At 60.3% G+C, this 24,497-nt stretch carries 18 protein-coding genes and 1 pseudogene; 4 read left to right on the forward strand and 15 right to left on the reverse strand.

Features of this window, described 5'->3' with window-relative positions; genetic code table 11:
* Window positions 1–51 precede the first annotated feature (51 nt).
* Entirely contained in the window at window positions 52–1,467 is a 1,416-nt protein-coding gene (locus NKJ28_RS16645; RefSeq protein WP_023675969.1) for an adenylate/guanylate cyclase domain-containing protein, read from the forward strand.
* A gap of 37 nt (window positions 1,468–1,504) precedes the next feature.
* Here NKJ28_RS16645 and NKJ28_RS16650 read toward each other — a convergent pair whose 3' ends face one another.
* The 8 genes from NKJ28_RS16650 to NKJ28_RS16685 all read right to left on the reverse strand — a co-directional run bounded on the left by NKJ28_RS16650 (window position 1,505) and on the right by NKJ28_RS16685 (window position 12,324).
* Complete coding sequence (locus tag NKJ28_RS16650; protein ID WP_023675968.1) at window positions 1,505–1,984, reverse strand: class I SAM-dependent methyltransferase; 480 nt, start codon at window positions 1,982–1,984, stop codon at window positions 1,505–1,507.
* Window positions 1,985–2,191: 207 nt separating this feature from the next.
* The gene (locus NKJ28_RS16655; RefSeq protein WP_352577336.1) at window positions 2,192–3,373 is read right to left on the reverse strand and encodes an ABC transporter permease; all 1,182 of its coding nucleotides are present in this window, start codon (window positions 3,371–3,373) and stop codon (window positions 2,192–2,194) included.
* Window positions 3,370–4,368, reverse strand: coding sequence for an ABC transporter permease (locus NKJ28_RS16660; protein ID WP_352570080.1), 999 nt, complete (start codon window positions 4,366–4,368; stop codon window positions 3,370–3,372). Before NKJ28_RS16660 ends, NKJ28_RS16655 begins: the two co-directional genes overlap by 4 nt.
* A gap of 2 nt (window positions 4,369–4,370) precedes the next feature.
* The gene (locus NKJ28_RS16665) at window positions 4,371–6,269 is read right to left on the reverse strand and encodes an ABC transporter substrate-binding protein (RefSeq protein WP_352577338.1); all 1,899 of its coding nucleotides are present in this window, start codon (window positions 6,267–6,269) and stop codon (window positions 4,371–4,373) included.
* Window positions 6,266–8,161, reverse strand: coding sequence for an ABC transporter ATP-binding protein (locus NKJ28_RS16670; protein ID WP_352577375.1), 1,896 nt, complete (start codon window positions 8,159–8,161; stop codon window positions 6,266–6,268). The genes NKJ28_RS16665 and NKJ28_RS16670 overlap by 4 nt, the downstream gene beginning before the upstream one ends.
* A 149-nt stretch (window positions 8,162–8,310) precedes the next feature.
* Window positions 8,311–9,651, reverse strand: coding sequence for an adenylate/guanylate cyclase domain-containing protein (locus NKJ28_RS16675; RefSeq protein ID WP_352636481.1), 1,341 nt, complete (start codon window positions 9,649–9,651; stop codon window positions 8,311–8,313).
* Between the two features lie 45 nt (window positions 9,652–9,696).
* Complete coding sequence (locus NKJ28_RS16680) at window positions 9,697–11,040, reverse strand: nucleotide sugar dehydrogenase (RefSeq protein ID WP_352636482.1); 1,344 nt, start codon at window positions 11,038–11,040, stop codon at window positions 9,697–9,699.
* A 105-nt stretch (window positions 11,041–11,145) separates the two neighbouring features.
* Entirely contained in the window at window positions 11,146–12,324 is a 1,179-nt protein-coding gene (locus NKJ28_RS16685; RefSeq protein WP_352457190.1) for a DUF3095 domain-containing protein, read from the reverse strand.
* Between the two features lie 74 nt (window positions 12,325–12,398).
* Between NKJ28_RS16685 and NKJ28_RS16690 the strand changes: the two genes are divergently transcribed.
* Window positions 12,399–13,487 carry a glycosyltransferase family 4 protein gene (locus tag NKJ28_RS16690; RefSeq protein ID WP_352636483.1) on the forward strand — a complete coding sequence of 363 codons (1,089 nt, stop codon included), beginning with the start codon at window positions 12,399–12,401 and terminating at the stop codon, window positions 13,485–13,487.
* Window positions 13,484–14,308 carry a polysaccharide deacetylase family protein gene (locus NKJ28_RS16695; RefSeq protein WP_352636484.1) on the forward strand — a complete coding sequence of 275 codons (825 nt, stop codon included), beginning with the start codon at window positions 13,484–13,486 and terminating at the stop codon, window positions 14,306–14,308. Before NKJ28_RS16690 ends, NKJ28_RS16695 begins: the two co-directional genes overlap by 4 nt.
* A 1-nt stretch (window position 14,309) precedes the next feature.
* On the opposite strand, the gene NKJ28_RS16700 is transcribed toward NKJ28_RS16695, so the two are convergent.
* The 3 genes from NKJ28_RS16700 to NKJ28_RS16710 all read right to left on the reverse strand — a co-directional run bounded on the left by NKJ28_RS16700 (window position 14,310) and on the right by NKJ28_RS16710 (window position 18,608).
* Entirely contained in the window at window positions 14,310–15,164 is an 855-nt protein-coding gene (locus tag NKJ28_RS16700; RefSeq protein WP_352570087.1) for an MBL fold metallo-hydrolase, read from the reverse strand.
* A 122-nt stretch (window positions 15,165–15,286) separates the two neighbouring features.
* Entirely contained in the window at window positions 15,287–15,736 is a 450-nt protein-coding gene (locus NKJ28_RS16705) for a cyclic nucleotide-binding domain-containing protein (protein ID WP_023675957.1), read from the reverse strand.
* 157 nt (window positions 15,737–15,893) lie between these two features.
* The gene (locus tag NKJ28_RS16710; protein ID WP_352570088.1) at window positions 15,894–18,608 is read right to left on the reverse strand and encodes an ABC transporter transmembrane domain-containing protein; all 2,715 of its coding nucleotides are present in this window, start codon (window positions 18,606–18,608) and stop codon (window positions 15,894–15,896) included.
* Between the two features lie 468 nt (window positions 18,609–19,076).
* On the opposite strand from NKJ28_RS16710, the gene NKJ28_RS16715 reads away from it, so the two are divergent.
* On the forward strand, window positions 19,077–19,745 hold the full coding sequence (locus tag NKJ28_RS16715; protein ID WP_352470917.1) for a class I SAM-dependent methyltransferase: 669 nt from the start codon (window positions 19,077–19,079) through the stop codon (window positions 19,743–19,745).
* Window positions 19,746–19,958: 213 nt separating this feature from the next.
* Here NKJ28_RS16715 and NKJ28_RS16720 read toward each other — a convergent pair whose 3' ends face one another.
* The 4 genes and pseudogenes from NKJ28_RS16720 to NKJ28_RS16735 form a co-directional block, all read right to left on the reverse strand.
* Window positions 19,959–21,137, reverse strand: coding sequence for a glycosyltransferase family protein (locus NKJ28_RS16720; RefSeq protein WP_352570090.1), 1,179 nt, complete (start codon window positions 21,135–21,137; stop codon window positions 19,959–19,961).
* A complete protein-coding gene (locus NKJ28_RS16725) occupies window positions 21,134–22,378 on the reverse strand; it encodes a glycosyltransferase (protein ID WP_352636485.1) in 1,245 nt (414 codons plus the stop codon). The genes NKJ28_RS16720 and NKJ28_RS16725 overlap by 4 nt, the downstream gene beginning before the upstream one ends.
* Window position 22,379: 1 nt before the next feature.
* Window positions 22,380–23,594 (reverse strand): glycosyltransferase family protein, encoded by a 1,215-nt coding sequence (locus tag NKJ28_RS16730; protein ID WP_352450264.1) that lies wholly within the window; start codon window positions 23,592–23,594, stop codon window positions 22,380–22,382.
* Window positions 23,595–24,083: 489 nt separating this feature from the next.
* Window positions 24,084–24,391: pseudogene (locus NKJ28_RS16735) on the reverse strand (ferritin-like domain-containing protein); the annotation flags it as partial.
* Window positions 24,392–24,497: the final 106 nt, after the last annotated feature.

Genomic DNA, 24,497 nt, shown 5'->3' on the forward strand with positions numbered 1-24,497 from the left:
AAGACCGGTCCGGTCAAAACGCCTCGGGGTGCATTTTCCGGAGCCTGCACGATGAACGAAGCTCAGGATCTGTTCTCACTTCTGCGACAATCGGCCGATGTCGATCCGCAGGCGATCGACGCGATCAAGCGAACCATCGCGGAGGGCGAGGACCGCGAACTTTGCCGCATCAATGCGCCAGCCTTCGCCAGCAAGCATGGCCTCGACGAGGAGCGCGCAATAAGCGCCTTTCTCCATGCGGCGCGGGTGGGTATCTTCGACATTTCCTGGAATGTACTGTGCCCCGGCTGTGGCGGCGTGCTCGACACCAACGCCACGCTGAAAACCCTGCAAAAGGACGAATACACCTGCGCGCTGTGCTCCGAGGGCTATTCACCGACCCTCGACGAGATGGTCGAGGTGACATTCACCGTCAGTCCCCGCGTGCGCAGGATTGCCGCCCACAATCCACACGAACTGCCGGTGGCGGAATATTTCCGCCAAATCTACTGGGCGTCCGGCGTCGATCTGCCGGAAGAGGATTTCGCGAAAAAGCTAGAAGCGTTCTCGCTGGAGGATATCGAGCTTGCGCCCGGTGAAAAGGCGGTTCTGCCCATACAGCTTCCGTCCGAATTCATCATCGTCTTCGAGCCGGTCACCCATTCAGCGCAGTTCATCGACGGGAAGGGCGAACCAACAAAGGAGCGCCGGAGCCTCTCTTTGGCCTTCGACCGCGACCATGTCCAGAACCAGACGCTGGAGATGCAACCCGGCCCGTTGCGCATTTCGCTGGAAAACCGGACCGACACCCGCGTGCTGCCGACGGTCTTCATCGCCGGCCAGGCATTGCATGATTTCCTGGGAAAACGCCGGCCCTTCCTGACCGCCAAGCGCCTGCTCACCAACCAGACGTTCCGCGATCTCTATCGCACGGATACACTCGACATCAACCAGCGCCTGAAGATCACCAGCCTGACGTTCCTGTTCACCGACCTGCGCGGATCGACCGAGCTTTACGAGCGGGTGGGCGACCTTTCAGCCTTCGATCTCGTGCGCGAGCATTTCCAGGTTCTGCACGAGATCGTCACGGCGGAGGCAGGCGCGGTGGTGAAGACGATCGGTGATGCGGTGATGGCGACCTTCGCGACGCCTGATCGTGCGATTGCTGCAGCCCTCAGGATGCGCGATGCCATGCGTACGCTCAACGACAAGAGCGGGCGCGAGGATCTGCTGCTCAAGATCGGAGTCCATGCCGGCCCCTGCATCGCCGTGTCTATGAATGAGCGACAGGACTATTTCGGCCAGACGGTCAACATTGCTTCGCGGGTCCAGAACCTTGCCAACGCACAGGCGATCTTCGCCACTCGAGCGGTGGTCGACGACAATCTCACCGCCGATCTCTTACACAGGAACGCGCTGACGCCCGTGCCCCACGAGGTCTCGCTGCGCGGCATTGGCCGGGAGATAGCAGTATACACGATCCCCTGAAGGCTTGGCCCCTGAAGATTTGGCTCGTCCCGGCCCCTCACACGCGCCTACAGATAAAATAACGATCGGCGGGAACCGAAGGTGGCGGCGGGAGGCGTTGCAACTGCGGGTGATCTAGCGGCGTGCCGCTGACCGCGATGCCGCCGACGCGAAGCAGGCGCGCGGTCAGATCGGGAAGCCAGGTAGAGGTCACTGCATCGCAATCTTCATAGCCGGTGCCGATGTCGGCATGAACAAGAGCGGCGTCGATGCCAATGAACCTGCTCGCCGTCTCGCGTATTTCGCCGAGCACGAGGTTTTCAGCTTCGGGAATTGAGCTGGCGTGTGCGGCAAGTGCGCGGTCGAACGCTACGATCCGGCGTCCGGGCAGGCGCTCGCGCAGATGGTGGAACGTCCGGCCATTGCCGAGGCCGAGCTCGAGCACAGGCCCCTCCATCTTCGCCACCTCGGCGCAGACATGATCAAGTATGTCGCGCTGTGCGGTCATCCTCCGGATGAAACTGTCAAGGCGACTCATGTGCGATTGTATGTCCAGAACCAGTTCACGAAATCAACTGCCCCCGACCAGAGCGTTTCGCGGCTGAAACCCGAGGCCGACGTATTAAACCCCGATCGAGTCTTGCCGCGTGTAGAGGCGGACGATGAACACTGCAACAAGCGAACAGTTGCCGACAAGGATCATACGGGTGGAGTCGGCGGCACTGCGCGCGGCGGAATAGCGCTGTCACTTGTACGGGTCCGCGGCGTCCCGCAACCCGTCGCCGAGGAAGTTGAACGCCAAGATGACGAGAACGACGGGGAGCATCGGCAAAAGCAGCCATGGATAGAACGCGATCACGCTGACGCTGCGCGCCTCGGTGAGCAGGATGCCCCAGCTGGTTATCGGTGCCCTCAGGCCGAGCCCGAGGAAGCTCAGCGCCGTCTCGCCCAGGATCATGCCGGGTATGGAGATCGTCGCCGTCGCGATCAGATGCGACATGAAGCCGGGAATGAGATGCCGCCCGATGATGCGGCTGCTTCTGGCGCCCATCAATTGCGCGGCCAGAACGTAATCCTCCTCGCGCAAGGCTAGAAGCTTTGAACGCACGGCCCGCGCCAGTCCGGTCCAGTCGAGCAGCCCGAGGATGACGGTGATGCCGAAATAGATCAGGATCGGACTCCAGGTTATCGGCATGATCGCCGCCAGAGCCAGCCATAGCGGAATGCTGGGGATCGATTGCAGAACTTCGATTATCCGTTGGACGATCAGGTCGAAGATACCGCCGTGATAGCCGGCCAGTCCGCCGATGACAATGCCGAGCAGGAAGCTGAAACTGATGCCGACGAGGCCGATTGTCAGTGAAATGCGTGCGCCATAGATGATGCGCGAGAGCACATCGCGCCCCAGCCTGTCAGTGCCGGCCAGAAAGAGCTGGCCGTTTTCGGCGGGGCAGACAAAATGCCTGTCACCTTCGATAAGGCCCCAGAACCGGTAACTGTCGCCCTTGCAGAAGAAACGGATCCGCTGAACATCATCCTGTTTCTCGACGTAGTTCCGCTTGAGCGTGTCCATATCCAGCGTCATCTGGCGGCCATAGACGAACGGCCCGACGAACTGGCCGTTGTGGAACAGGTGCACCCGCTGCGGCGGCGAATAGATGTAGTCCATGTTGCGCGTGTGCAGATCGTAGGGCGCCAGGAACTCGCAGATCAGTATCCCGCAATAAAGCGCTGCCAGGAATATGCCGGATACAAGGGCAAGCCTGTGCCGACGGAATTTCCACCACATCAGCCGCAGCTGCGACGCCTGAAAGACCTTCGACTGCTCCGGCGTCATCGCCTCGACCGACTGCAGGTCAAAGGGCGCGATGGAAACGTAGTGTTGCAGTGGGGCGCCCGGAGCGGGCAGCGGCGATTGCGTGTTCATTTGGTGCTGCCGCCTTGCAAACGAATTCGCGGATCAAGTAGCGCCAGCGCCAGGTCGGAAATCAGGACGCCGATGACCGTCAGGAAGGCGAGGAACATCAGGAACGACCCTGCCAGATACATGTCCTGGCTTTGCAGCGCCTTGATCAGCATCGGCCCGGTCGTCTCCAAAGACAGCACGATTGCCGTGATTTCGGCGCCGGAGATGATGGCCGGCAGGATAGAGCCGATATCTGAAATGAAGAAATTGAGCGCCATGCGCAGCGGATATTTGACCAGCGCCCTGAAGGGATGAAGGCCTTTGGCGCGCGCGGTCACGACATATTGCTTATGTAGCTCATCGAGCAGATTGGCGCGCAGTCGCCGGATCATGCTTGCCGTGCCCCCGGTGCCGATGATCAAGACCGGAATCCAGAGATGGGCGAGGATCGACTTCGCCTTGGCCCAGCTCATCGGCTCGCCGAGATATTGCTGGTCCATGAGATGGCCGATAGACGTGCCGAACCAGATGTTGGCGAAATACATCAGGATCAGCGCCAGCATGAAGTTCGGAATCGCAAGGCCGAGAAGGCCGAAGAAAGTCAGGCCGTAGTCGCCCCAGCTGTATTGATGCGTGGCGGAGTACATGCCGATCGGAAAGGCGATGAGCCAGGTAAAGATGATCGTGACGAAGGAAACCAGCACCGTCAGCCACATTCGGTCCCCGACGACGTCGCGAACCGGCAGCTCATATTCGAAGGAATAGCCGAAATCGCCGTGCAGCATCCCGCCGACCCAGTAGAAGTAGCGAATGACCGGTGGCTTGTCGAAACCATATTCCTTGCGCATCATCTCGATGCGATCGGAATCCACCGCTTCGCCCTGAGCCCGAAGCTCGGCAACATAGCTGTCGAAATAGTCGCCTGGGGGAAGTTCGATGATCGTGAACACCAGTGCCGATATGACCAGCAGCGTTGGAACCATCACGGCGATGCGCCAGACAAAATATCGAAGCACGCTCAGGACTCTCCAAGCCAGAATGTATCCGGCATATAGACACCGAAATAGGCGGTCGGGTCGTAGCCGTAGAGCGCCTTGTCAGGCAGATTGCGCAGCCGCGAGGATGCCAGAACCGGCTGATGCGTTCCGTTTACCGTGCCGATCGAAAACACCTGATCGGTATAGATCGACAGCATTGAATTCCAGATCTCGGCGCGCTCCGTGGCTTCGGTCGATGCGTTCCAGCGCTTGAGTAAAGCCATCAACTCGACCACGGGCGGAAGATCGGGCGCTTCGCCGACCTTGCCACGGGACAAGTAGTGAGCACCCCAGAGCGGCCATTGCAGCTGGTCATCGACGGTTGGGGCCAGTTGGTAGGGGTTCATGTCGGCGGTCGGCACGCCATTGTCGATGCCCGACCACATCGACATCATGATCTGGCCACCAAGCGCGCGGCTGCGGAAGATGTCGCGCTGCGAAGTCCGGATGAACAGGGCGATGCCGATCTTGCGCCAGTGATCGGTGATGAGCTCGAGCGCGTCGGTTTCCAGCGTGCTTTCGCCGGCCGTTTCCACTACGAGCTGCGCCGAGCGTCCGTCGGGAAGTATCCGCAGGCCGTCATCGTCACGCGCCCGAAGCCCGACCTCGTCGAGCAGGGCATTGGCCTGGTCGGGATCATGGGCGACCCAGGCTTTCGCGAATTCCGGCCGGTAGAGCGGGCTCTCCGGCAGGACCGTATCGGCACTTTCCTGCGCCAATCCGTAGAACACAGCCAAATTGATCTCGCGCCTGTCCACAGCGAGCGAAAGTGCGCGGCGCACGCGCACGTCACGAAAAAGGCCACGCCACACCTGGTCGGCACAATTCAGATTGGGCAGCAGCGCCAGCCGCGAACCTTGTGTGCGTTTCCAGAGATGCATCTTCACCGGGTAGCGCTTCTCCGCATCCTTCAGGAAGGAGTAATCGGTGAAGTCAATTCCCATGCCTTGCAGGTCGCTCTCGCCCGCACCGGTCTTGGCGGAAATGATCGCCGACGAGCTGACATTCATGACAATCCGGTCGACATAGGGCAGTTGCCGGCCATTCTCGTCTATTCGATGAAAGAACGGGTTCCGCTCGAAGACGAACTGCTCAGCCGGCGGCTTGGTCCGGTTCTGCCAGGGATCGAGCGTCGGCAGTTCCGGGTTCTCCGGGCGATACTGCCGCGACATGCGGATATGCAAGAGCGTCCATTTCTGGGCCCGGTTCTCCTTCATTAGGCCGGCGAGCCGGAATGGATCCTGGTATTTCTTGTGGAACTGCTTGAGATAGGCGGCCGGCAGAACAAGCGATAGGGGCGAAGCAGCGGCGAGCTTGGGCAGGAAGTCGGGATTGGGCGCATCCCAACTATAGCGGACCGTCAACGGATCGACGATCTCGAAGCGTGGCGGCTTGCCGTCCGCCAGCAGGGCCGGGGCAAGCCCGCCTTGCGAAAGCTCATCGTTCAGCCAGACATCTTCCCAGCAATAGCGAAAATCCTCCGACGTCAGCAGGCTACCGTCAGACCATTTATGTCCTTCTCGTATCTTGAAAGTGAAGACACGATCATCCGCTACATCGAAACTTTCGAGAATGTCGGCTTGCAGGTTAAGCTTTTCGTCATAGCCGACCAGGCGAGCGTACCCGTAGATCGTCATCATCCGGATATCTTTCTGGCTGCCGATGATCGTGCGCAGCGTGCCGCCATATTGGCCGGGCTGCCGGCCCATCGCAGCGAGATTCAACGCGCGCGGGCGCTTGGGCAGGCGTTCGGCGAGTGCCGGCAGCGCTCTGGCCTTCAGCTGCGGCTCAAGAAATTCCGGCTCCAGATCGCCGGCGCGCAACGTGCCCGGCAGAAATGCCGAAGCCATGAGTCCAAGGACGGTGCGCCGGCTGATCAATGGCGTAGCTCGCTGACATCGGCCGAACTTCGGGCCAGCACGAGGTGGCCGCCGCCAAGATCGAGCGGCGACAGCATGTCCTCGTCGCCCTCGTCGCGGAATTGCGGTCCCCATGCGCTGGTGTCGGAAGCGCCGCTGAGTTTCAGCGTCTTGAAATCCATCGGCCTGTCGAGATCGGGGAAAGGTACTGCGGCGACCAGTGAGCGCGTGTAGGGGTGGACCGGTTTCCTAAGCAGAATTTCGCGCGGCGCGAGCTCGACGATACGCCCGCCGCACATCACCGCGATGCGGTCTGCCATGTAGTCCACCACCGCCAGGTTGTGGGATATGAACAGGTAGGTCAGGCCCAGTTCCTTCTGCAGGTCCTTCAGAAGGTTCAGGATCTGCGCCTGGACAGAGACATCGAGTGCCGAAACCGGCTCGTCGCAGATCAGGAGTTCAGGCCCCAACGCCAACGCGCGCGCGATGCCGATACGCTGACGCTGCCCGCCGGAGAAACTATGCGGATAACGCTTTATGAAGCGCGGGTCGAGCCCGATTGCCTGCATCAGGCTCTTGACCGTGGCGAGTCGGGACGCGGCATTGCCACGTCGATGGATTTCCAGCGGCTCGCTCAAAATGTTCTCCACCGTCATGCGGGGTGAAAGCGACGAAACCGGATCCTGGAAGACCATCTGGATTTTCGCGCGCAGCATGCGCAGGGCGTCTCCCTCGGCTTCCAAGACGTCGATCGGACCATCGCGGCCATTGAAGATCACAGAGCCGCCGCTAGGGGTGACAGCCCGCATGAGGATCTTGCTGACGGTGGTTTTGCCGGAGCCGCTTTCGCCGACAAGACCCAGGCACTCACCCCGCCTGATATCAAAGCTCACGCCGTCCACGGCGCGAACAGAGGTTTGATGATCTCCGCCGAACCATCCGGACTTGCGGATCGTGAAGGTCTTTGTCAGATCCCTGACCGACAGCAGGATGTCGTCCGGCCCCTTCGATGCCGGCGCCGTCTGCTTGCCGAGCAGGTTCCCGACATTCACCGGCACCTCGCGGAGCGCCTTTAGCCTTTCGCCGGGCTTCAGGTCGAAATGCGGAACGGCTGCCATCAGGCCCTTCAGGTAAGGGTGGCCCGGCCGGCGGAATATCGCCTCCACAGGTCCCGCTTCCATGATCTCGCCATGGTACATGACCACCACCTCGTCGGCGACGTTGGCGACTACGCCAAGGTCGTGCGTGATCAGCAGCATCGCCATGTTCAGCTTCGTCTGAAGCTCGCGCAGCAATTGCAGGATTTGCGCCTGGATGGTGACGTCCAACGCCGTCGTCGGCTCGTCGGCGATCAACAGCGCGGGCCGGCAGATAAGCGCCATGGCGATCATGGCGCGTTGACGCAATCCTCCCGAAAGTTCAAAGGGATACATGTCATAGGCGCGCTTGGGGTTGGGAAAGCCGACAAGTCCGAGCATTTCCTCGGTCCGCGCCTTGCGCTCCACCCAAGCCATGGGCGTATGAATCTGCAGGGATTCGCTCACCTGATTGCCGATCGTATGCAGCGGCGACAGTGATGTCATCGGCTCCTGAAATATTTTGCCGATGCGGCTGCCTCTCAACGCCCGGATTTCGGGTCCGTCACGCGGCATCTGCAGGATATCCTGCGTCGTGCCGGGCTTTTCAGGATCGGAAAACAGGATACGGCCGCGAACATGGGCTGTGTTCGGCAAAATGCCCATCACTGCCTGGCTGAGAACCGATTTTCCGGAACCGGACTCGCCCACAAGCGCGGTAACCTTGCCGGGCAGGACGCGAAGATTTGCACGCCTGACGGCATGCAACGGTCCCCCTATAATGGCAAAAGAGATGCCAACATCCTCGATCCGCAGCAGATCAACGCCCAAATTCATTCTCACACCAGCCCCCACTCTGGCAGGTCCAGAAGGCGAGACTATCGCATTGCCAGCCTAGAGCAACTTGGATTCGAACAGTCGCCAGTTCCCTGGCGGAACCGGCGACCGGACTGCATACCAAACGCGTTCGGATCAGAGCGTGGCGGTTACTGGAGCTTCCTCGGGTCGCCCGCGGACGGCCGCGCGGCATTGCGATGAAGCAGCATGACCTGCTCGGCGTCCGATATGCGGTCGTAAATCGGCTCCAGCGCACCGTCTTCGTCGAGCGAGAGAGCACCCGACAAATCGGGTGAAAGCACCGTTAGCTTCTGCCTGATGCCCGCCAGTTCCTCCATGCCGAGCGCCAGCCAGTTGTTGGCGCCGCAATAGCTGGCGAAGTCTTTGCTGGCGAGAACGCTGTGCGGATATTTCTTGGTCAGGGTCTGGAGGCGCTGGACCTCGTTTACAGCCGAGCCGAAGACAGAGAATGTGAGCCGGTCGGTAAGCCCGACATTGCCGAACATCACATTGCCGACATGCAGGCCGATACCATAGTTTATGTCGCTCAATCCCTGCTGCTTTCTGCGCAGATTGAGATCCATCATGCGCGCGGTGGCCTTGTGCGCTGCTGCAAGAGCAGCCTGGCAGGCGATCTCGGACTGTGAACGGTGTCTTGCGCAAGGGTAGACGGCAATGAAGCCATCACCTATGAAACTCATGATCTGCCCGCCCTTGCGATTGAAAGGTGCAGCAGCGGCGTCGAAAAACTGGTTCAGCGTATCGATATAGACTTCGCGGCCGGAGGTTTCGGCAAGTCTTGACGACCCGCGCATGTCGCCCATGACCAGTGCCGCCCGGATTGTATCACCCTCGCCGCGCTTGATCTGGCCGTCGAGCACGCGCCTGCCGGCGTCGCCGCCGAGATAAGTGGTCATCATGTTGTCGGCAAGCTTGGTGAGCACCGCCATCTTGGTTGCGATAGCGAGATGGTTCTGGATGCGCAGCAGCGCCGAAATCATGCTGTCGCTGAAGCCTGCACCACTGTCGGTGGACCAAGACCCGATCATGCCCTGACTGGTGTTGCCGCTGAAGGGATGGACGAAAGCCATGTAATCGGTGACGCCCATCAGCTTGAGGTCATCGAAAACAGGAAATTCCGACGGCACCGACGGGTCGAGCCGGCGCCGCAGATGGTCGAGCTTGTGGCTGAGCAGATGGTAGTATGGGCTGGTCAGGAATCTGTCGGAATGAACGCCGTTCTCCTTGCGGAAGCCTTCCACTTCCAGGCCCTGGCCGCGGAGCCAGGTGAAGCCGAGCGCGTCATAAAGCGGATGAAGCATCGAAAAGCTCAAATGCACCCGCTTCAACGGCAGGCCGGCAGCAGCCAGCCGTTCACAAAAGCCCCTTACCAATGTTTCCAGGTCGTCGCCCGCCAACGCCGATTGGGTCAGCCAATCGGCAACCTTATCCATGAGAATGGCAGAAATTTCTGCTTGCGCTGTGCTCATGCTATCTCGAAATCTCCTTGCACAAATTCGCCGGCTCGGACGCCGTCAGGCCTTCACCACCGTCTCTCGGGCTAGCCCGAGGCGGCCAAAAATATTGCGTGTGTCGACGATCAGTAGAGCGTGATCCGCGATCGCCTGATAGTCGATCGCGTCGTGGTCGGTTGCAACGACGACAGCGTCGAAATCCTTCAAGGTCACCTCGGTCAATTCGACCGAGCGACGCCCCTTGATCGCCATATGCTCCCGTGTGGCCGGGATTTCGGTAACATGCGGATCGTGGAATTCCGCCTTGCCGCCCCATTCCTCGATGAGTTCAATGAGCCGCAATGAGGGGCTTTCGCGGATGTCGGGCACATTCTTCTTATAGGCGAGCCCGATGATGAGAATGCGCGAGCGGCTGAGCGCCTTGCCGCAGCGCCGGTCCAGCGCCTTCGCCAGTTCATCGACCACATGACGCGGCATGGCCGTGTTGATCTCTGCCGCCAGCTCGATGAAGCGGGTCGGCAGTTCGTATTCGCGAGCCTTCCACGTCAGGTAGAAGGGATCGATCGGAACGCAGTGCCCGCCAAGTCCAGGGCCAGGATAGAAAGGCATGTAGCCGAAGGGCTTGGTCTTTGCCGCCTCGATCACCTCCCAGACGTCGATTCCCATCGCACCGAGCACGATCTTCAACTCGTTGACGAGGGCTATGTTGACCGAGCGGAAGATGTTTTCCGTCAGCTTGACCGCCTCGGCGGTCGCCGTGGTGGAAACCGGAACGACGGTCTTGACCACGCCATGGTAGAAAGCCTGCACGAGCGTCGCCGCTTCAATGCCGTCACCTGCCACGACCTTGGGGATCGTCGCGACTTCAAAGCTGCGGTTGCCGGGATCCTCGCGTTCGGGCGAGAAGCCGAGGAAGAAGTCTATCCTCGACTGCAAGCCGATTTTTTCCAGGATGGGCTTGATCACGTCGTCGGTGGTGCCGGGATAGGTGGTCGATTCCAGCACGATCAGCTGGCCGAGACGCAGATGCTTCGCGATGGTGCCTGCGGTGTTCCTGACAAAGGAGAGATCCGGCTCGCGGTGTTTCGTCAGTGGTGTCGGAACGCAGATGATGATGACATCGCAGACGGCCAGTTCGGCAAAATCCGCAGTGGCGCGGAACCGTCCGCTCGCCACCTGGCCGGCAAGGGCTGTCGACGTCACCGCCTCGATGTAGGATTGCCCGTTGTTCAGGCTCTCGACCTTTTGGGCTTCGATGTCGAAGCCGCAAACAGGGAAGCCGGCGCGTGCGATCGCAACCGCCAGCGGCAACCCGACATAGCCCAGTCCGATCACGCCGACTTGCGCGGCACGCGTCGAAATCCGGTTCAGAAGATGGTCATATGTCGATCGTGAGGCGTCCAAAAATCTGCTTCCCGTCAATTCGGACAGGCCGTCCGCTTCCATGGTGAGGCTCACCGCTCACAAGAGCCCCGAGGCATATTGCGGAAAATCGATGTCCGCAAGCCGTCAGACCGGCACCTTCGCCTTAAGGCTTGCGGCAGCCATCGCATAGCCGCCGGCGGCGCCATCGATGAAATGAACATGATCGCGCTGCAGCGGCGATGCGACGAGGCATGTCATCAAGGCCGATTTCTGGCGGTGCAGGCCATAGTTGCAGATGCCCGCCTCTTCCGCCTGTTTCAGCCGGTTCTCGATCCGTTGCAACACATCCGCGTCAACGTCGATGGTCATCTTCAAGCCATCGTCGAACTTCCGGAAATCCGAATTGCTGGCCACTTCGCGTTTGTAGATCTTCGGATCGAATCTGCCGATCGTCCAGCCATATCTATCCGTAACAGCCGTAAGCGTCATCAGGAACACTATCCACAGCTTCGATAGCCACCGCCGTCCTGCCGGCGCCGTGGCCCGCGCCTCGATATCGAGGCCGGCGGGCAGCAAACTGTAGTCCGGCCCGTTCACCGGCACCGGATGGCCATCGCGTTCCTGCCTGCCGGCAAGGGCGATGATGTCGGAAACCAGAAACTGAAAACCGCGCAAGTCGCGCGACGCCCCCGGTATGGCGATGATTGAGACGATTTCGCCATGCCGGGCTTCGATCGGGTTCCAGCGGCACGAGAGGCCGGTCAGGTCCGGCCGCGCGCCGGCCGGCGCAGGATCGATGCGGTAGCGCCCCGCTTTCATCTCGGCTTCCGCCCAACTGCCGCCACCTCCGGCGAACATGGCGTAGAAGACCGCATCGGAGGCCTGGAACCTCGCCACGCGAACGTCGAGGCCTTGCGCTCTTATATCCTTTATCGGCACGATTGCGGCACGCAAGGTCAGATCCAGTTCGTCCGCCACCCATCTCTGGACAGCCGCCAGCGCGTTGCGGGTGATCTCCAGCGCCGAACCGGGAAACGCCACGAGCGCGCCGTCGCCGCCGAAGACAAAGGGAAGATCTTGCCTACCCAGCGCATTGAGCAGCGCCGAAATGACGCTGGCACCGGCCATATTGACGGTTTTATAGCGCCCCGCCTCGATCGCCTTGGTCGAGCCGACGATGTCTGCGGTGGCCAGCGCCCAGCCATCGGGGAGAGGCCGATAGTTATCGATATCGGCAACGCTTTCGAACTTTGCGAAGACCGGCAGAGAAGCAACAAACGGATCGGACGCGGCAGCTGTTTCCATGAGCATCAGATAGCACATTCCAGTGCTTGAGGGTGAAGTCGATCATGCTTCGAAATTGACTTGCGCAGGCTTTCCGATGATAGGGTCCGGCGATGCGAATTGCCTTCTATGCGCCGCTGAAGTCGCCCAATCATCCCGTCGCCTCCGGCGACCGCCAGATGGCACGGATGCTGGTCAAGGCGCTGGAGCATGGAGGACATAGCGTCGAACTGGCATCCGAATTGCGCTTCTATCTACGCGAACCGGATTCGAAAAGTTTCGATGCGCTCAAGATCGAGGCCCGGGAGGAAGCCGCGCGGCTGGCAAGGCTTTGGGATCGTGACGGCAAGCCCGATCTGTGGTTCACCTATCATCCCTATTACAAGGCGCCCGACCTGATCGGGCCCGAACTGGCGTTGGCCTTTGGTGTCCCCTATGTGACAGCGGAAGCCTCCTATTCGAGGCGGCGCAACACCGGTTTGTGGGCCGATACGCAAGCGTTGGTGGCGCGAGCCGTCGAACAGGCGGCGCTGAACATCTGCTTCACGCAAAGGGATCGTCAGGGACTGGCAGATGCGGTACCCGACGCCGCTTTCGGCATGCTTTCGCCCTTCATCGACACATCGCTATTCCGGGAAACGCCGGCACGCGGTTGTCCGACGCGCCTCGTTACCGTCGCCATGATGCGCCCGGGCGACAAAGTCGAAAGCTATCGCATGCTGGCGCAGGCGCTCGGTTCGATCGGTCACCTGCCCTGGACCATGTCGGTCGTCGGGGACGGACCTGCCCGCGAGGAGATCAAAGCGCAATTCGCCGGCTTGCCCGCCGAGCGTATCGAATGGCTTGGCGCGATTGAGCCAGCCGCCGTGCCGGATGTCCTCTACAGTGGGGGAATTTACGTCTGGCCGGGTTTCGGCGAGGCCTATGGCGTTGCCTATCTTGAAGCACAGGCCGCCGGCCTTCCGGTTGTGGCTCAGGACGTCGCCGGCGTGCCGGAGGTCGTCCGGGATGGCCAGGCCGGGTTTCTCACCCCGCCGGACGATGTGGCGGCGTTCGCTTCTGCCATTGAAAGGCTTCTGGCCCGTAACGACGAAAGATCCATCATGGCCGCAGAAGCCAGACGTTTCATCCTCGAAGAACGTTCTCTCGGTGCTGCAGCGGCGCGTCTGGCCGAACTTCTTGCGAAGATCCCGGTCTCATGACATCCGATCAAATCTGGCAACCCTTGGTGGAGGAACTGGCGAGCCGGCAACGGGCGGACCGTAAGGCAGAGTTCTGGCTGCGCGACGATGACGCCGTGGATCCGACGCCTGCGCTTGATCGGTTGCTCGACCTCACCGGTGAATTCGCGGTTCCGGTGACTCTGGCCGTCATTCCCGCCCTGACTGACGAGAAGCTTGTCGTTCGGCTTGACGAGGCGCCGCATGCCACGGTCGCCATCCATGGCTGGGCGCACCGAAATCATGCGCCCGAGGGCCAGAAGAAGCAGGAGCTCGGCGCGCATCGGCCACGCGAGGCGGTGCTCGATGATCTGGCTCGCGGGCTGGCGCACGTAACCGGCCTGCACGGCGCACGTGCCGTTCCGATGCTGGTGCCACCCTGGAACAGGATCGACGCCGGCTTGGTATCCGACCTTGGATCGATAGGATTTTCGGCATTGTCGGTCTATGGGCCGCCAAGGCCGGCTTCACTTGCGGTCATCAACAGCAATGTCGACATCATGGATTGGCATGGCACGCGCGGCTGCCGCGATCATGGCCTATTGGTTCAGACTATCATCGCGCAATTGCAGCATGCATTCGATGGGGGCGAACCGGTGGGCCTGCTCACCCACCATCTCGTACATGATGAATCGGCCTGGCTCTTCCTCGAACGGCTGTTCACAGTCACCGCACAGACTGAAGCCTGCGCATGGCTTCCGATCAGCACATTGATCGGGCGCAGCGCCGGTAGAACAATTCCAGGAAAGTATGAACGGTTTCCGTCCGGAATTGCGTCAAAACAAAGAGATAGAGGAAAATAGCTCAGCGCCTTTTGCGCAATGAGACTGGAAGTTTGAGCGTCTGGCCATCCCGCGCGGCAAAAGCGCCGGTAAACCTGTCCTTGGCCAGTTTCTGGATCTTGTCCAGTTCCTTGTCGGTGCGTGTCGGATCGTGGTGAAACAGCGCAAGCCTCCGCGCACCGGCCGCCTCACAGAGCTTGACGCCCTGTTGCCAAGTCGAGTGCCCGTAACCGCGGCGGCGTTCCATTTCCTCCTCGGTGTAGGTGCAATCGTAAATGACGAGGTCGGCATCTTCGATCAGGCCGAGCACCGCCTGATCGAGTTTGTCCGGCTCGTGCTCAGTGTCTGTGATCACCGCCACGACGCCGCCGCCCCATTCGACCCGGTAGCCTATGCAGCCGCCCGGATGCATAAGACTGCCGGTTCGGACCACCACCCCTTCGCGCGGGCGAAGCACGTCTCCGGATACGAAATCGCGATAGTCGAGGCTTGCCTTGCAGGCCTCCAGTTTCACCGGAAACCACGGCGGCCGCATGAACTCATCGACCATCTGCCGGGTCGTCATGTGTCCTGCAAGATGCCCGGACCAAAGCGTAACCTTGGCGCCCCGGTCATAGATCGGCGCAAAAGACGGCAGCCCGATGATGTGATCGTAATGGCAATGGGTGAAAAGCAGGTCGAAATCGGTCACGCCCAACGCCTGAAGCGCCGCGCCGGCAGGCCGTAGGCCAGAGCCTGCGTCGAACAGAAGCGTATGCTTACCGCATCGCATCTCGACGCAGATTGAGTTGCCGCCATAGCGAGAGAATTCTGGCCCTGATACCGAAATGCTGCCGCGGACACCCCAAAACCTGACCAGGAAAACGTTGTCGTCCATGCTACCCCTTCGCCCATCATATCCAAACAACTGCTGCTAGGCGAGACAGGCTTTCTCCGGGTGATCTTCTCAGCGAGAGGACAGTGCCGTCACGACGGCGAGGATCGAGCGCACGTCCTTCGTTATTTGGCGCTTCGTGCGTCGATCAGATCCGCGGTCGTATGGCTTAGGCGATCGGCAAGAACCCGCAATATCTCGATGGTCATTTCCGGGAACTCCCTCATAAGCCTCAGGAAATGATCCTTGCGGATTCTCAGGGCTTCCAGCGGACTTGCCGCTCTGACGGTGGCAGTGCGGGAGCTGTTGCACAATATGGCGATCTCGCCAACGATCGAATTTGGCTCCAGTTCGGCAACTTTTATCGGTCCGCTGTCGGAATCGACAAGAATATCGGCCCTGCCTGAAAGGATGACATAGGCGGCGTCTCCCTCGTCGCCCTGCCGGAAAAGGATCTGGCCGGCGCTGTAGCTCACACGATCGGATGTGAACGCAAGCAGCTTGAGCTTTGTCGGCTCGATGGCAGAGAACAAGGGAACGCGTTGCAGCATTCCAACTTCATCCTTGAGCAGCATTGTCGCAAACCTTCCAAAATTCGCGTTTGCCAGACTAGAGCAACGGACGCCCAGATGGAATCAATTCTCTTTCCGGGATGGCGAGACAAACCACGCGAAAGGTGGCGAGCCCGATATCGTGCACCGGCAGAATGATCCCATCTGAATGTCCGTTGCTCTATGACAACAGTTCCTTGAAGATACCGTTCCCTGCCAAAAGTGTCTCGTGTGTTCCGTCTTCCGCCAATTGACCCGAGTCGAAGACGATAACGCGATCGAACATCATCGCCATTGCCGGATTCGTCACGACCCACACAATTGCCGGCGAATGGCCGTCGCGCCTGGCTTCCTCGAGCACATTTCGCAGCACCTTATCCTGCATGCGCTGGTCGAGCGCCGACAGCGGCCGGTTGAGAATGAGAAAATCGGGACGCTTGAGCAAGGCCCGGGCAACATCGAGCTTCTGTCGCTGTCCACCGGTCAGCCGCCTGCCGCCGGAGCCGACGTTGAAGTCCAGGCCGACATCCAGAAGTTCGCCATAAAGCCCCAGTTCGTCAAGAATGTCATAGACGATGGAGCGTATGCGGTCGGGCGCGTCGGGATGATTGTTGCCCACACGCCCGAACAGGACATTATCCATGACGGTGGCCGCGGCAATGTATTTGGCAGGATCATACCGTTCGACCGCATTGTGCAGCTCGGGCGGCAGGTCTTCATAGAACCGGTTGCGTGCAGCGACGATCTTGCTCATCAGCTCGTCGCTCAGCAGGCCGAAGCGGTGCCGGGGCTCGATGTAGGCAAAGCTCAAGGTGACGATCATGGCGCGATCGTTCTCCGAAACCGCCTCGTAGGGACGGTTCTTGAGCCGTTGCAGCAAGGTTTCGTAGGCGGGTATCTCCTCCGCGCTCATGAAGGCGAGCTGCTGGAAGAACTGGTGATCGGGCGGCAGGTCGGCAAACAGCTCGATCGCCTGTTTGGCGATCTCCAAGCCCATTTCGTAGAGCGTGCGGTCGAGGCCGGCTTGCCTCAGCACGGAAGCAAAATAGGGATTGGCCGCCAGGGCCCTATCGGCCAGTTCGGGGCCGGCGGCAGCGCCGAAGAGCAGGTTTTGGCCGATCGTTGCTTCCTTGTTGTAGGCGCCCGGTTCGAAAGGAACCACCAGTCCGCTCAGCCCCTCTTGTTCCAGCCGGGTCCGCAGCGCCGCACGCAGTTCGACGATCCGCCTGGCAAGCTCCGTGTGACGCGTGAGGTCGGCCGAAGAGCGCAAGCCGAGATCCAGAATGTCACGCGACAGAACAACCGCGTCGAGCACCCGGCGCACGGCTTCAAAGAGGTCGTGCGGGCCGGTAGCGCCAGCGGAAGCATAGTTGATCCAGTCGCTGTGGATATCAAGATCCGGATTGCCCGACCGGCGCGCCTCGTGAATGTTCCAGCGGTGCTGATCTGCCGCAGCACCGTCATAAGGCACCGATGTCAGCGGCGCATGCTTCAACCCGTAGAGCAGGTTGTCGCGGAGGCTTGCCTGGAACAGGAAAACATCCGACGAGGCATACGACATGCGCCGGCCGGTTACTGCTTCGGGGAGTTCAAGCAGGTCGTCGGTGCCCGAAGCGACCCTTCCGCTGTCCGGCCAGTTCAGCCGCGCGAAGGCTTCTGCAAGCGCCTCCGCTCCACCTGTTGCGGTACTGACCAGTGCAACCGTCTCACCCGGCTTGACCTGGAGGGAGATACGGTTAAGGAGCATTGCACCGCCATCGTCTGCTACGGACAGATTGATCGCCGACAGCGGCTTGGTCATCGGATCGGGATCGTCGATCGTCAATACCCCGATTTTCGGCGCGATGAGACCTTCGACGGTGAACTGTTCAACGACCTGTTGATATTTGACCTGGACATCCTGCCGATCCTGATCCCAGTCGATCAGTTCCTTCATCGGTCCGGGCAGGTCCTTGTAGGCGCCGATCACGGCCACGAGCTGGCCGACGTCCAGCCGCCCCTGGAGGACCAGATACCCGCCGATCATGTAGAACAGAAAGGGCGTGAGCTGCGCGAGAAAATTGTTGAGGAACTTCACCATGAATTTCCATTGGTAAAGATCGAAGCGGATCTTGAAGATGAGCCCGAGCCGGGCAGCTATGTCGGCGCGCTCGTAGTTTGATGTATCGTGGACGTGAACCGCGCCGATGCCGTCGACGATTTCGCCAACCCGGCCCGAAAGCGCGCGCGCCGTCAACTGCCGTTGGCGCCCGAGCACGATCAGCCGCCGCCGCATTCGCGGGATGAGCACGATCTGGATCGCCACGATCACGACCGCTATCATTCCGAGCCAGACGTTCTGGATCATGATGAACAGCATGGCCGTCAGCGCTTGGCCGCCGAGCAGTACCGGCTGCAGGAAGGCGTCGCCGATGAAGCCGCCCAGCGGCTCCACCTCGTCCTTCACCATGGTCGCCACTTCGGCGGATTTCACCCGCTTGAAGTAAACCGGCGGAAAACGCAGCACACGGTCGACCAGATCGAAGCGGATACGCCGCAGCATGCGTTCGCCGAGGCGGCCCTTGTAGGTGTTGATGTAGAATTTGAACAGGCCGTTGATGACGACTAGCAAGAGGAACACAAGGCTCAGGGCAAACAGGGTCTCCTCGCGGTCGAGCTGAAAACCGGAGAAGAACTGGACCTCTCCAATGAACGGCAGGTTATAATGTAGCCTCATGAATGGCTGGGTCGCGCCCGGTTGCTCGAAGCCGCGACCTTGGATCGGTCCGTTGACGATCAGCTTCGGCAGGTCGAAGGACATGAAATACGGGATCATCGAAAGCACGACGATCATCAATATCCAGAGCTGCTGCTTCTTGGTGTGCGTCCAGATATAGCGGGCTAGGCTGGCTTCCATATGCGACTGTGGACCCTTCAGTTGGAAGGATGCAGGATGTAAAAGCACCTGCTGGCGAATGGCGTATCGGCAATTTCTTCATCGCCAACGACAAGTTCGAAGCTGCTGTGCACGGACCTTGTCCTGCGCTCAACGATGCAAGGAACCTGCGAGGCGGCGCGATCCAGTTCCGGCGCATGGTCGATGGCAACGACATGGGCATTGTTGATCGGCGAAGAAAGCAGCTGGCCAAACGGTCCGCGGCTTTCGCAGGGCTTTGGCGAACAGCCGAGCAGCACGAGGCCGCAGCTGCGCGGCTGGTGCTGGCGGATGGACGCCGATGATCCGGACAGATGCAACAGGCTCTCTCCGGCACCGGGCAATAGCCAAGCGGCTTGCAGCATGATCACGTCCGCGGAATCAAACAGTCTTGCGGAAGGCAAGATTGCGTTGTGTCGCCCAAAATCCCAACATACAAGACGAATTATGATGGATGTCACGCAACCACGCAATGCCATGGACTGGCACGAGCAAGCCTTGGACCTCACGCGGGGAATTGCTGCTTATGTCAACTGCCCTCTCGTGGCAGGGCTGGCGCGCGTCGTCGCCAAGCATCCGAAGGCCGATATCGCCAACGCCTTCAACCACAAGCAGGTCGCCTGCAAGATGTGGGCGCTCGACAGGCTGTTCGAAAGCGGCGGCGGCCGCTTCGGGCGCATATGGGTTCTGGGTGGATGGTACGGCGTATTGCCGGCAATGCTTTTCAACGACGCTCGCTTCGACATCGCGGCGGTCGATAGCATCGACATCGATCCCGAAGTCGCGCCGGTCGCCCGGACCCTCAACCGGGAAGCCGGCGACCGGTTCCGGGCGCTGACGGCAGATATGTACGCACTCGACTATGCGGCCGGGCGGCCCGATCTGATGATCAATACGAGCTGCGAACACATAGCCGATCTGCGCGCCTGGCTTGCTCTGCTTCCGCCGGGCACGAATGTACTGCTGCAATCGAACGATTATTTCAGCGAGCCGACGCACATCAACTGCGTGGCTTCGCTTGCAGCCTTCGAGGAAATGGCGGCGCTACGGGAGGTGCGGTTCTCCGGCGAACTGCCGACAAAAAATTATACGCGCTTCATGCTGATTGGAACTGTTTAATGCATTTCGCCCAAAAGCGCGTAGCGGTTTTGGGACAACGACACGCATAAAAACAGGACTTGAAGCGCGTCGCACGAATCTCACCAGACGCGACGCGCGTTAGAGCATTTGCAGGAAAGTGTGGAAACGGCTTTCCGTCCGGAATTGCGTCAAAACAAAGAGACAGAGCGGTTCTGCGTGGAACGATGAACCGCTCTAGGATCTATCGTCTGTTTAATCATGAACTTTTCCGAAACCGGGCCCCACGTTTAGGGACCATGTTCGATGCCGCTCGCGCAGGATTTGCGCGGAGCGACGCGCGCCTTCCAGATCGAGACGATGCGCGGATGGCGTCGGTTCCACAAGCGCTTGTTCGACCGCTTGCGCCAAACCTTCAGGCGTCAGGTCCTTTTCCATCAGCACCGTTGCAAGACCGAGTTCTTCGAGCATCAGGGCGCGAACCGTCTGTTCGGTTTCCCCGCCGGCTGCAAATGGGACGAGCAGGGAGCGACAGCCCGCGCGCAGGACATCGCAGACCGTGTTGTAACCCGCCTGCGAGACTGACAGGCGGGCGCCGGTCAGCAGGCTGGCGAAATCCTCGCGGAACCGGAAGATGGACAGGCCCGGCGTGGCATCGCGTGCGATCGCGTCAAACTCGTCTTTCGGCAGGTTTGGGCCGGTGATCAAACACCATTTCCAAGCGTTGTTGGCATTCCGCGCCGCTGCGATGGTGGATCTGACAAGGCTCTTTCCGGCAGCCCCGCCGCCAACCGACACCAGAACGTCGAAGCGCTCGGAGGCCGCGGGCGATGGCGGCGCGGCAACGAGCCCCGTGTAGGTGACCTCGGCCCTGATCGCCCCAGCCAGTGGAAATGTCTTGTCGATGGTTGCGAAAGCCGGATCGCCGTGAACCATAACAAGATCGAAATGCCTGTTGATGAGATCGACCGTTTCCTCGTTTCGGCCCAGCTTGACGCGCTCCTGGAGGATATCACGGACGGACGTCGCCAGCAGCGGTCTGGGCGACGTCGCGTCGATGGCCTCGATCAGCGGCAAGAGTTCGAAACGCATCTGCCGGCGTCCAAATGGAAACGCCTCGACAATGACGATATCAGGCCTGCAATCCCGGAATGCCTGCAGCAGCATCTCTGAACGCCATTTCTTGAAATCATCGTCGATCGGGTTGCCTTGCAGGTCGACAAGTCCCGAAAATCCTTCATCACCGGAGGTGACAGGTGGCAGGGTTACAGATTGTACACCCAGTCCCGGAAACCCGGCGATCGGCGCTCCGCCGGTCACGACGGTAACGTCAAACCCGTCATCGACCAGAGCCGCCGCAATGCGGCTGGCGCGCGCGAGATGGCCGATGCCGAGCAGGTGCTGGACATAGAAGAAAGCGCGCAGCCGCTTCATTCGGCGGCCCGCCACTCCCGCTCGAACAGTTCCTTGAGCTGTCCAATGCTTGCCATATGATCGAAATTGCCGCGCACGCGCCGCTCTGCGGCGTCGCCGAGGCGGTCGCGGAGCACGGGATCACGGATCAGGCGCTCCAGCGCCTGTGCCAGGGCAATCGGGTTTTCCGTCGGAACCAGCAACCCGGTTTCATCCGGCGATAAAAGCTCCGGCACGCCGGAAATATCGGTCGACACGCAGGCAAGCCGCTGGCTAGCCGCCTCCACCAGAACGTTCGGCAGACCGTCGCGGTCGCCATTTGCGGTGATCCTGCAGGCCAGGGCGAAGATGTCGGCGCGGCGGTAGTGCTCAAGCACCTCCTCCTGCGCAAGCGCGCCTTTCCAAGAGACGCGACCATCCAGGCCGAGCTTTTGCGCCAGCGACTTGAACCGTTCCAGTTCTTCGCCGCCGCCGATATGCTCGAAACGCCACGCCAAATCGCCGGGCAACAGGGCAAGGGCCTCCAGCAACGTATCGTAACCTTTCTTTTCAACGGCGCGCCCGACACTCAGAACGACAACCGGTTCGTCCGGAGCCGAGCCGTCATGCTGCTTTCGCGCCTCGCCGAAACTGCCGAAGCGATCAAGGTCGAGCCCATGATAGCTCAGATGCACAGACGAGTTGCCGTTAGCGAGTTTTTTCAGACGGTCGAAGCCGGTTTTCGTGCAAGTGACCGTCCAGCGCGCCGAGGAAAGCTTGCCGGCCAGATCCCAGTCGGCCGAAGTCCAGATGTCCTTGGCATGGGCCGAGCAGGTCCAGGGCAGGCCACGAAGCTGGCTGGCATAGCGCGTCACCGATGCAGGCGTGTGCGCGAAATGTGCATGCAGCCAGCCCGCGTTTTCCGGCCATTCGGCCGACAGCACGAGCGCTTGCCCGAAGCGGCGCGCGCGATTGCGCGTAAAGTCGCGGGGCATATCGGCAGCCAGCGATCCGAGCGCGCGCCAGAAGCCCGGACGCAGCAGAGAGGCAAACAGCGAGCGAAGCACGCGCAGCGGCTCTTCATGCAGATATTCCGGCAGATAATGGACGGGCGCTTTGATCTCGTCATGCACGGGGTGGCGTTTTTCGTAGGTCGGCCGCCTGAGCGCGACGAGTATCAGGTCGAACCCCGCACGCTCAAGACCGAGCAGTTCCTGCGCGATGAAGGTTTCGGACAGCCGCGGGTAACCCTTCAGAACCACGACGATCTTGCGATGTTGCAACTCAGGTCATTCCTTCAATGACCGAAAGGTGATGGCCGGCCCGCCGGTCGAGCAGTTCCGCGACGATTTCGGAAATATGAGGCAGCCCTTCCAGCGTCAGATGCGGATTGCTCTGCGATGGGCGGGGCCGGTCCGGCAGCACCTTCAGTGCATCAGCAAACCGCCGGGAATCCTCGGCTTCTTCAGGCAAAAGCATCTCGATGAGGCCGAGTTCGGCTGCGCGCCGTGCGCGGATCAGTTGTTCCCGGCGGGGCTCGACGCGCGGCACGATCAGCGCCGGCTTGTCGAAAGACAGTATCTCGCAATAGGTGTTGTAGCCGCCCATCGCCACTACCGCCTTGGCGCCGGCAATCAGGTCTTCCATACGGTTGTCGAACTCGATGATCTTGATGTAGGGGATCTTGGACCCCTTCTTGAGCAGCTTGTTGCGCTTGCGCGCCGGCATGTAAGGCCCAAGCACGATCAGGGCTCTATGCTGCAATTGCGGATCCTGCTGATAGGCATCGATGACGTCGTGGATCAGATCGGCGCCGTCACCGCCGCCACCGGTAGTAACGAGGATATAGTCGCCCTCGGGTCGGTGGCCGGGCAACTCGTTCCGCTGCAGGCTCCGTTGCAGGAAACCGACGAACCTCATCTTTGCCCTGACAGCCGGGGGCACATCCAAGCCCGTCAGCGGATCGTAGAAATCCGGCGGACCATAGGCCCAGACCTTGTCGTAAAAGACGCCTATCTTGCGCATCACGTCTCTGCGTGCCCACTCTGCTTCGAGCAGATGCGGCGCATCCATCACCTCGCGCAGGCCAAGCACCAGCGTGGTGCCCCGCGTCTTGAGGTAGGACAGCGTGTCCTCAATCTCACCGCGCAGGCCGAGCGGTTCCTTGTCGACGATGAAGATATCCGGCCGGAAGGTCTCAGCTGTATGGCGGATGATCGACTGGCGCATCCTTAGCGTCTCATGCAGATCGATGTCCTTTTCCAGCGAGGTGTATTCGCCGTTGCGCAGCTTGATGACGCTGGGGATCTTCACGAAGTCGACACGGGCGCGGTAGTCGAAGGCGCCAGCGATAGTCGCACCCGAAATGATAAGCACCTGAAGTCCGCGGAAATCCTCGACCAGCGAATGCGCGATAGTCCGGCAGCGCTGCAAATGGCCGAGCCCGAACGTGTCGTGGCTGTACATGAGAATTCGAGCGTTTTCTGCGTGCTGGGTCATTGTTGAACGTCTCTTAGAATTCTCGCCTTGAGGACCGTGAGCGACCCGCAGGATTCGAAATCATCCTCGCGGGTCTACCGACCTGTTCTGAAACATGAGGGCGCAATTTTCAATTCGTATTACAAAGAGGGTCCATATGCTGAAACCAGGAAGCTACGTCTGCTCAGCGGCCTGCTTGCCACGTGGTCCAGAAGAACCTGCATCATTTCACTGGTATTGACCATCTCGGATTCTCGGCGGCCTTGACCGCTACGATCAACGTGGAGACTCCAGAATAGAATAGGTATGGGCTGGGTACTTCACTTCGAGCGTCTAAGCCAAGCCCCTAAACCATGATGTGCCTTGGCGGTGGGAAGCCGGAGCGTTGACGGAGTAGGGGACACGTTCGAACCGCCTATATCTTGACTTCTCAGACCAGAATCTAGGGGTCAGGAGTTCGACCCTTTTCGGGCGAGCCAATTGAACTCACTAGCTTTTTGGACGCCATGGGCGCATGAACTCGCCGATTGCAGGCGTGTCAAAGCTGACCTGTTTGCCGCCGACGACAGCGCCGGCCTTCGGGCCAGCATCCGAGTCTTCGATCCCTTTTCCGGTTGTACCGCGCAGGTAATATTCGGCTTCCATATATATTCGAGATTGAGGGCGAACCGGAAAAAAATGTCTTCGTCTTTGACCTCATCCTGCGCATAGGCCCGGGAAACCGGGGCAAGGCCGGTGGCCGAAGCGAGCGTTGCTCCCAGGCCAAACTGCAACGCGCGGCGGCGCGAAACACGAAATGCAGGCGTGACGCGGATCATGGCTTCCTCCCAAAAGCCCGCCGGCATCAAACATTTTGGCACCTCAAAAGCGCGCCTGCGCTCCCAACTTCACGAAATGTGGAATGTTCCTCAATCACCTTGAATG

This window comes from Mesorhizobium sp. M0145 (genome assembly GCF_040322355.1).
Classification (GTDB): Bacteria; Pseudomonadota; Alphaproteobacteria; order Rhizobiales; family Rhizobiaceae; genus Mesorhizobium.

What these genes read in the sequence shown, in the direction of transcription:
- NKJ28_RS16730 (WP_352450264.1), bottom strand. Translation starts at nt 23,594, where the DNA reads ATGACCCAGCACGCAGAAAACGCTCGAATTCTCATGTACAGCCACGAC.
- NKJ28_RS16645 (WP_023675969.1), top strand. Translation starts at nt 52, where the DNA reads ATGAACGAAGCTCAGGATCTGTTCTCACTTCTGCGACAATCGGCCGAT.
- NKJ28_RS16685 (WP_352457190.1), bottom strand. Translation starts at nt 12,324, where the DNA reads ATGTGCTATCTGATGCTCATGGAAACAGCTGCCGCGTCCGATCCGTTT.
- NKJ28_RS16700 (WP_352570087.1), bottom strand. Translation starts at nt 15,164, where the DNA reads ATGGACGACAACGTTTTCCTGGTCAGGTTTTGGGGTGTCCGCGGCAGC.
- NKJ28_RS16705 (WP_023675957.1), bottom strand. Translation starts at nt 15,736, where the DNA reads ATGCTGCTCAAGGATGAAGTTGGAATGCTGCAACGCGTTCCCTTGTTC.
- NKJ28_RS16710 (WP_352570088.1), bottom strand. Translation starts at nt 18,608, where the DNA reads ATGGAAGCCAGCCTAGCCCGCTATATCTGGACGCACACCAAGAAGCAG.
- NKJ28_RS16650 (WP_023675968.1), bottom strand. Translation starts at nt 1,984, where the DNA reads ATGAGTCGCCTTGACAGTTTCATCCGGAGGATGACCGCACAGCGCGAC.
- NKJ28_RS16655 (WP_352577336.1), bottom strand. Translation starts at nt 3,373, where the DNA reads ATGAACACGCAATCGCCGCTGCCCGCTCCGGGCGCCCCACTGCAACAC.
- NKJ28_RS16715 (WP_352470917.1), top strand. Translation starts at nt 19,077, where the DNA reads ATGGATGTCACGCAACCACGCAATGCCATGGACTGGCACGAGCAAGCC.
- NKJ28_RS16695 (WP_352636484.1), top strand. Translation starts at nt 13,484, where the DNA reads ATGACATCCGATCAAATCTGGCAACCCTTGGTGGAGGAACTGGCGAGC.
- NKJ28_RS16720 (WP_352570090.1), bottom strand. Translation starts at nt 21,137, where the DNA reads ATGAAGCGGCTGCGCGCTTTCTTCTATGTCCAGCACCTGCTCGGCATC.
- NKJ28_RS16690 (WP_352636483.1), top strand. Translation starts at nt 12,399, where the DNA reads ATGCGAATTGCCTTCTATGCGCCGCTGAAGTCGCCCAATCATCCCGTC.
- NKJ28_RS16675 (WP_352636481.1), bottom strand. Translation starts at nt 9,651, where the DNA reads ATGAGCACAGCGCAAGCAGAAATTTCTGCCATTCTCATGGATAAGGTT.
- NKJ28_RS16670 (WP_352577375.1), bottom strand. Translation starts at nt 8,161, where the DNA reads ATGAATTTGGGCGTTGATCTGCTGCGGATCGAGGATGTTGGCATCTCT.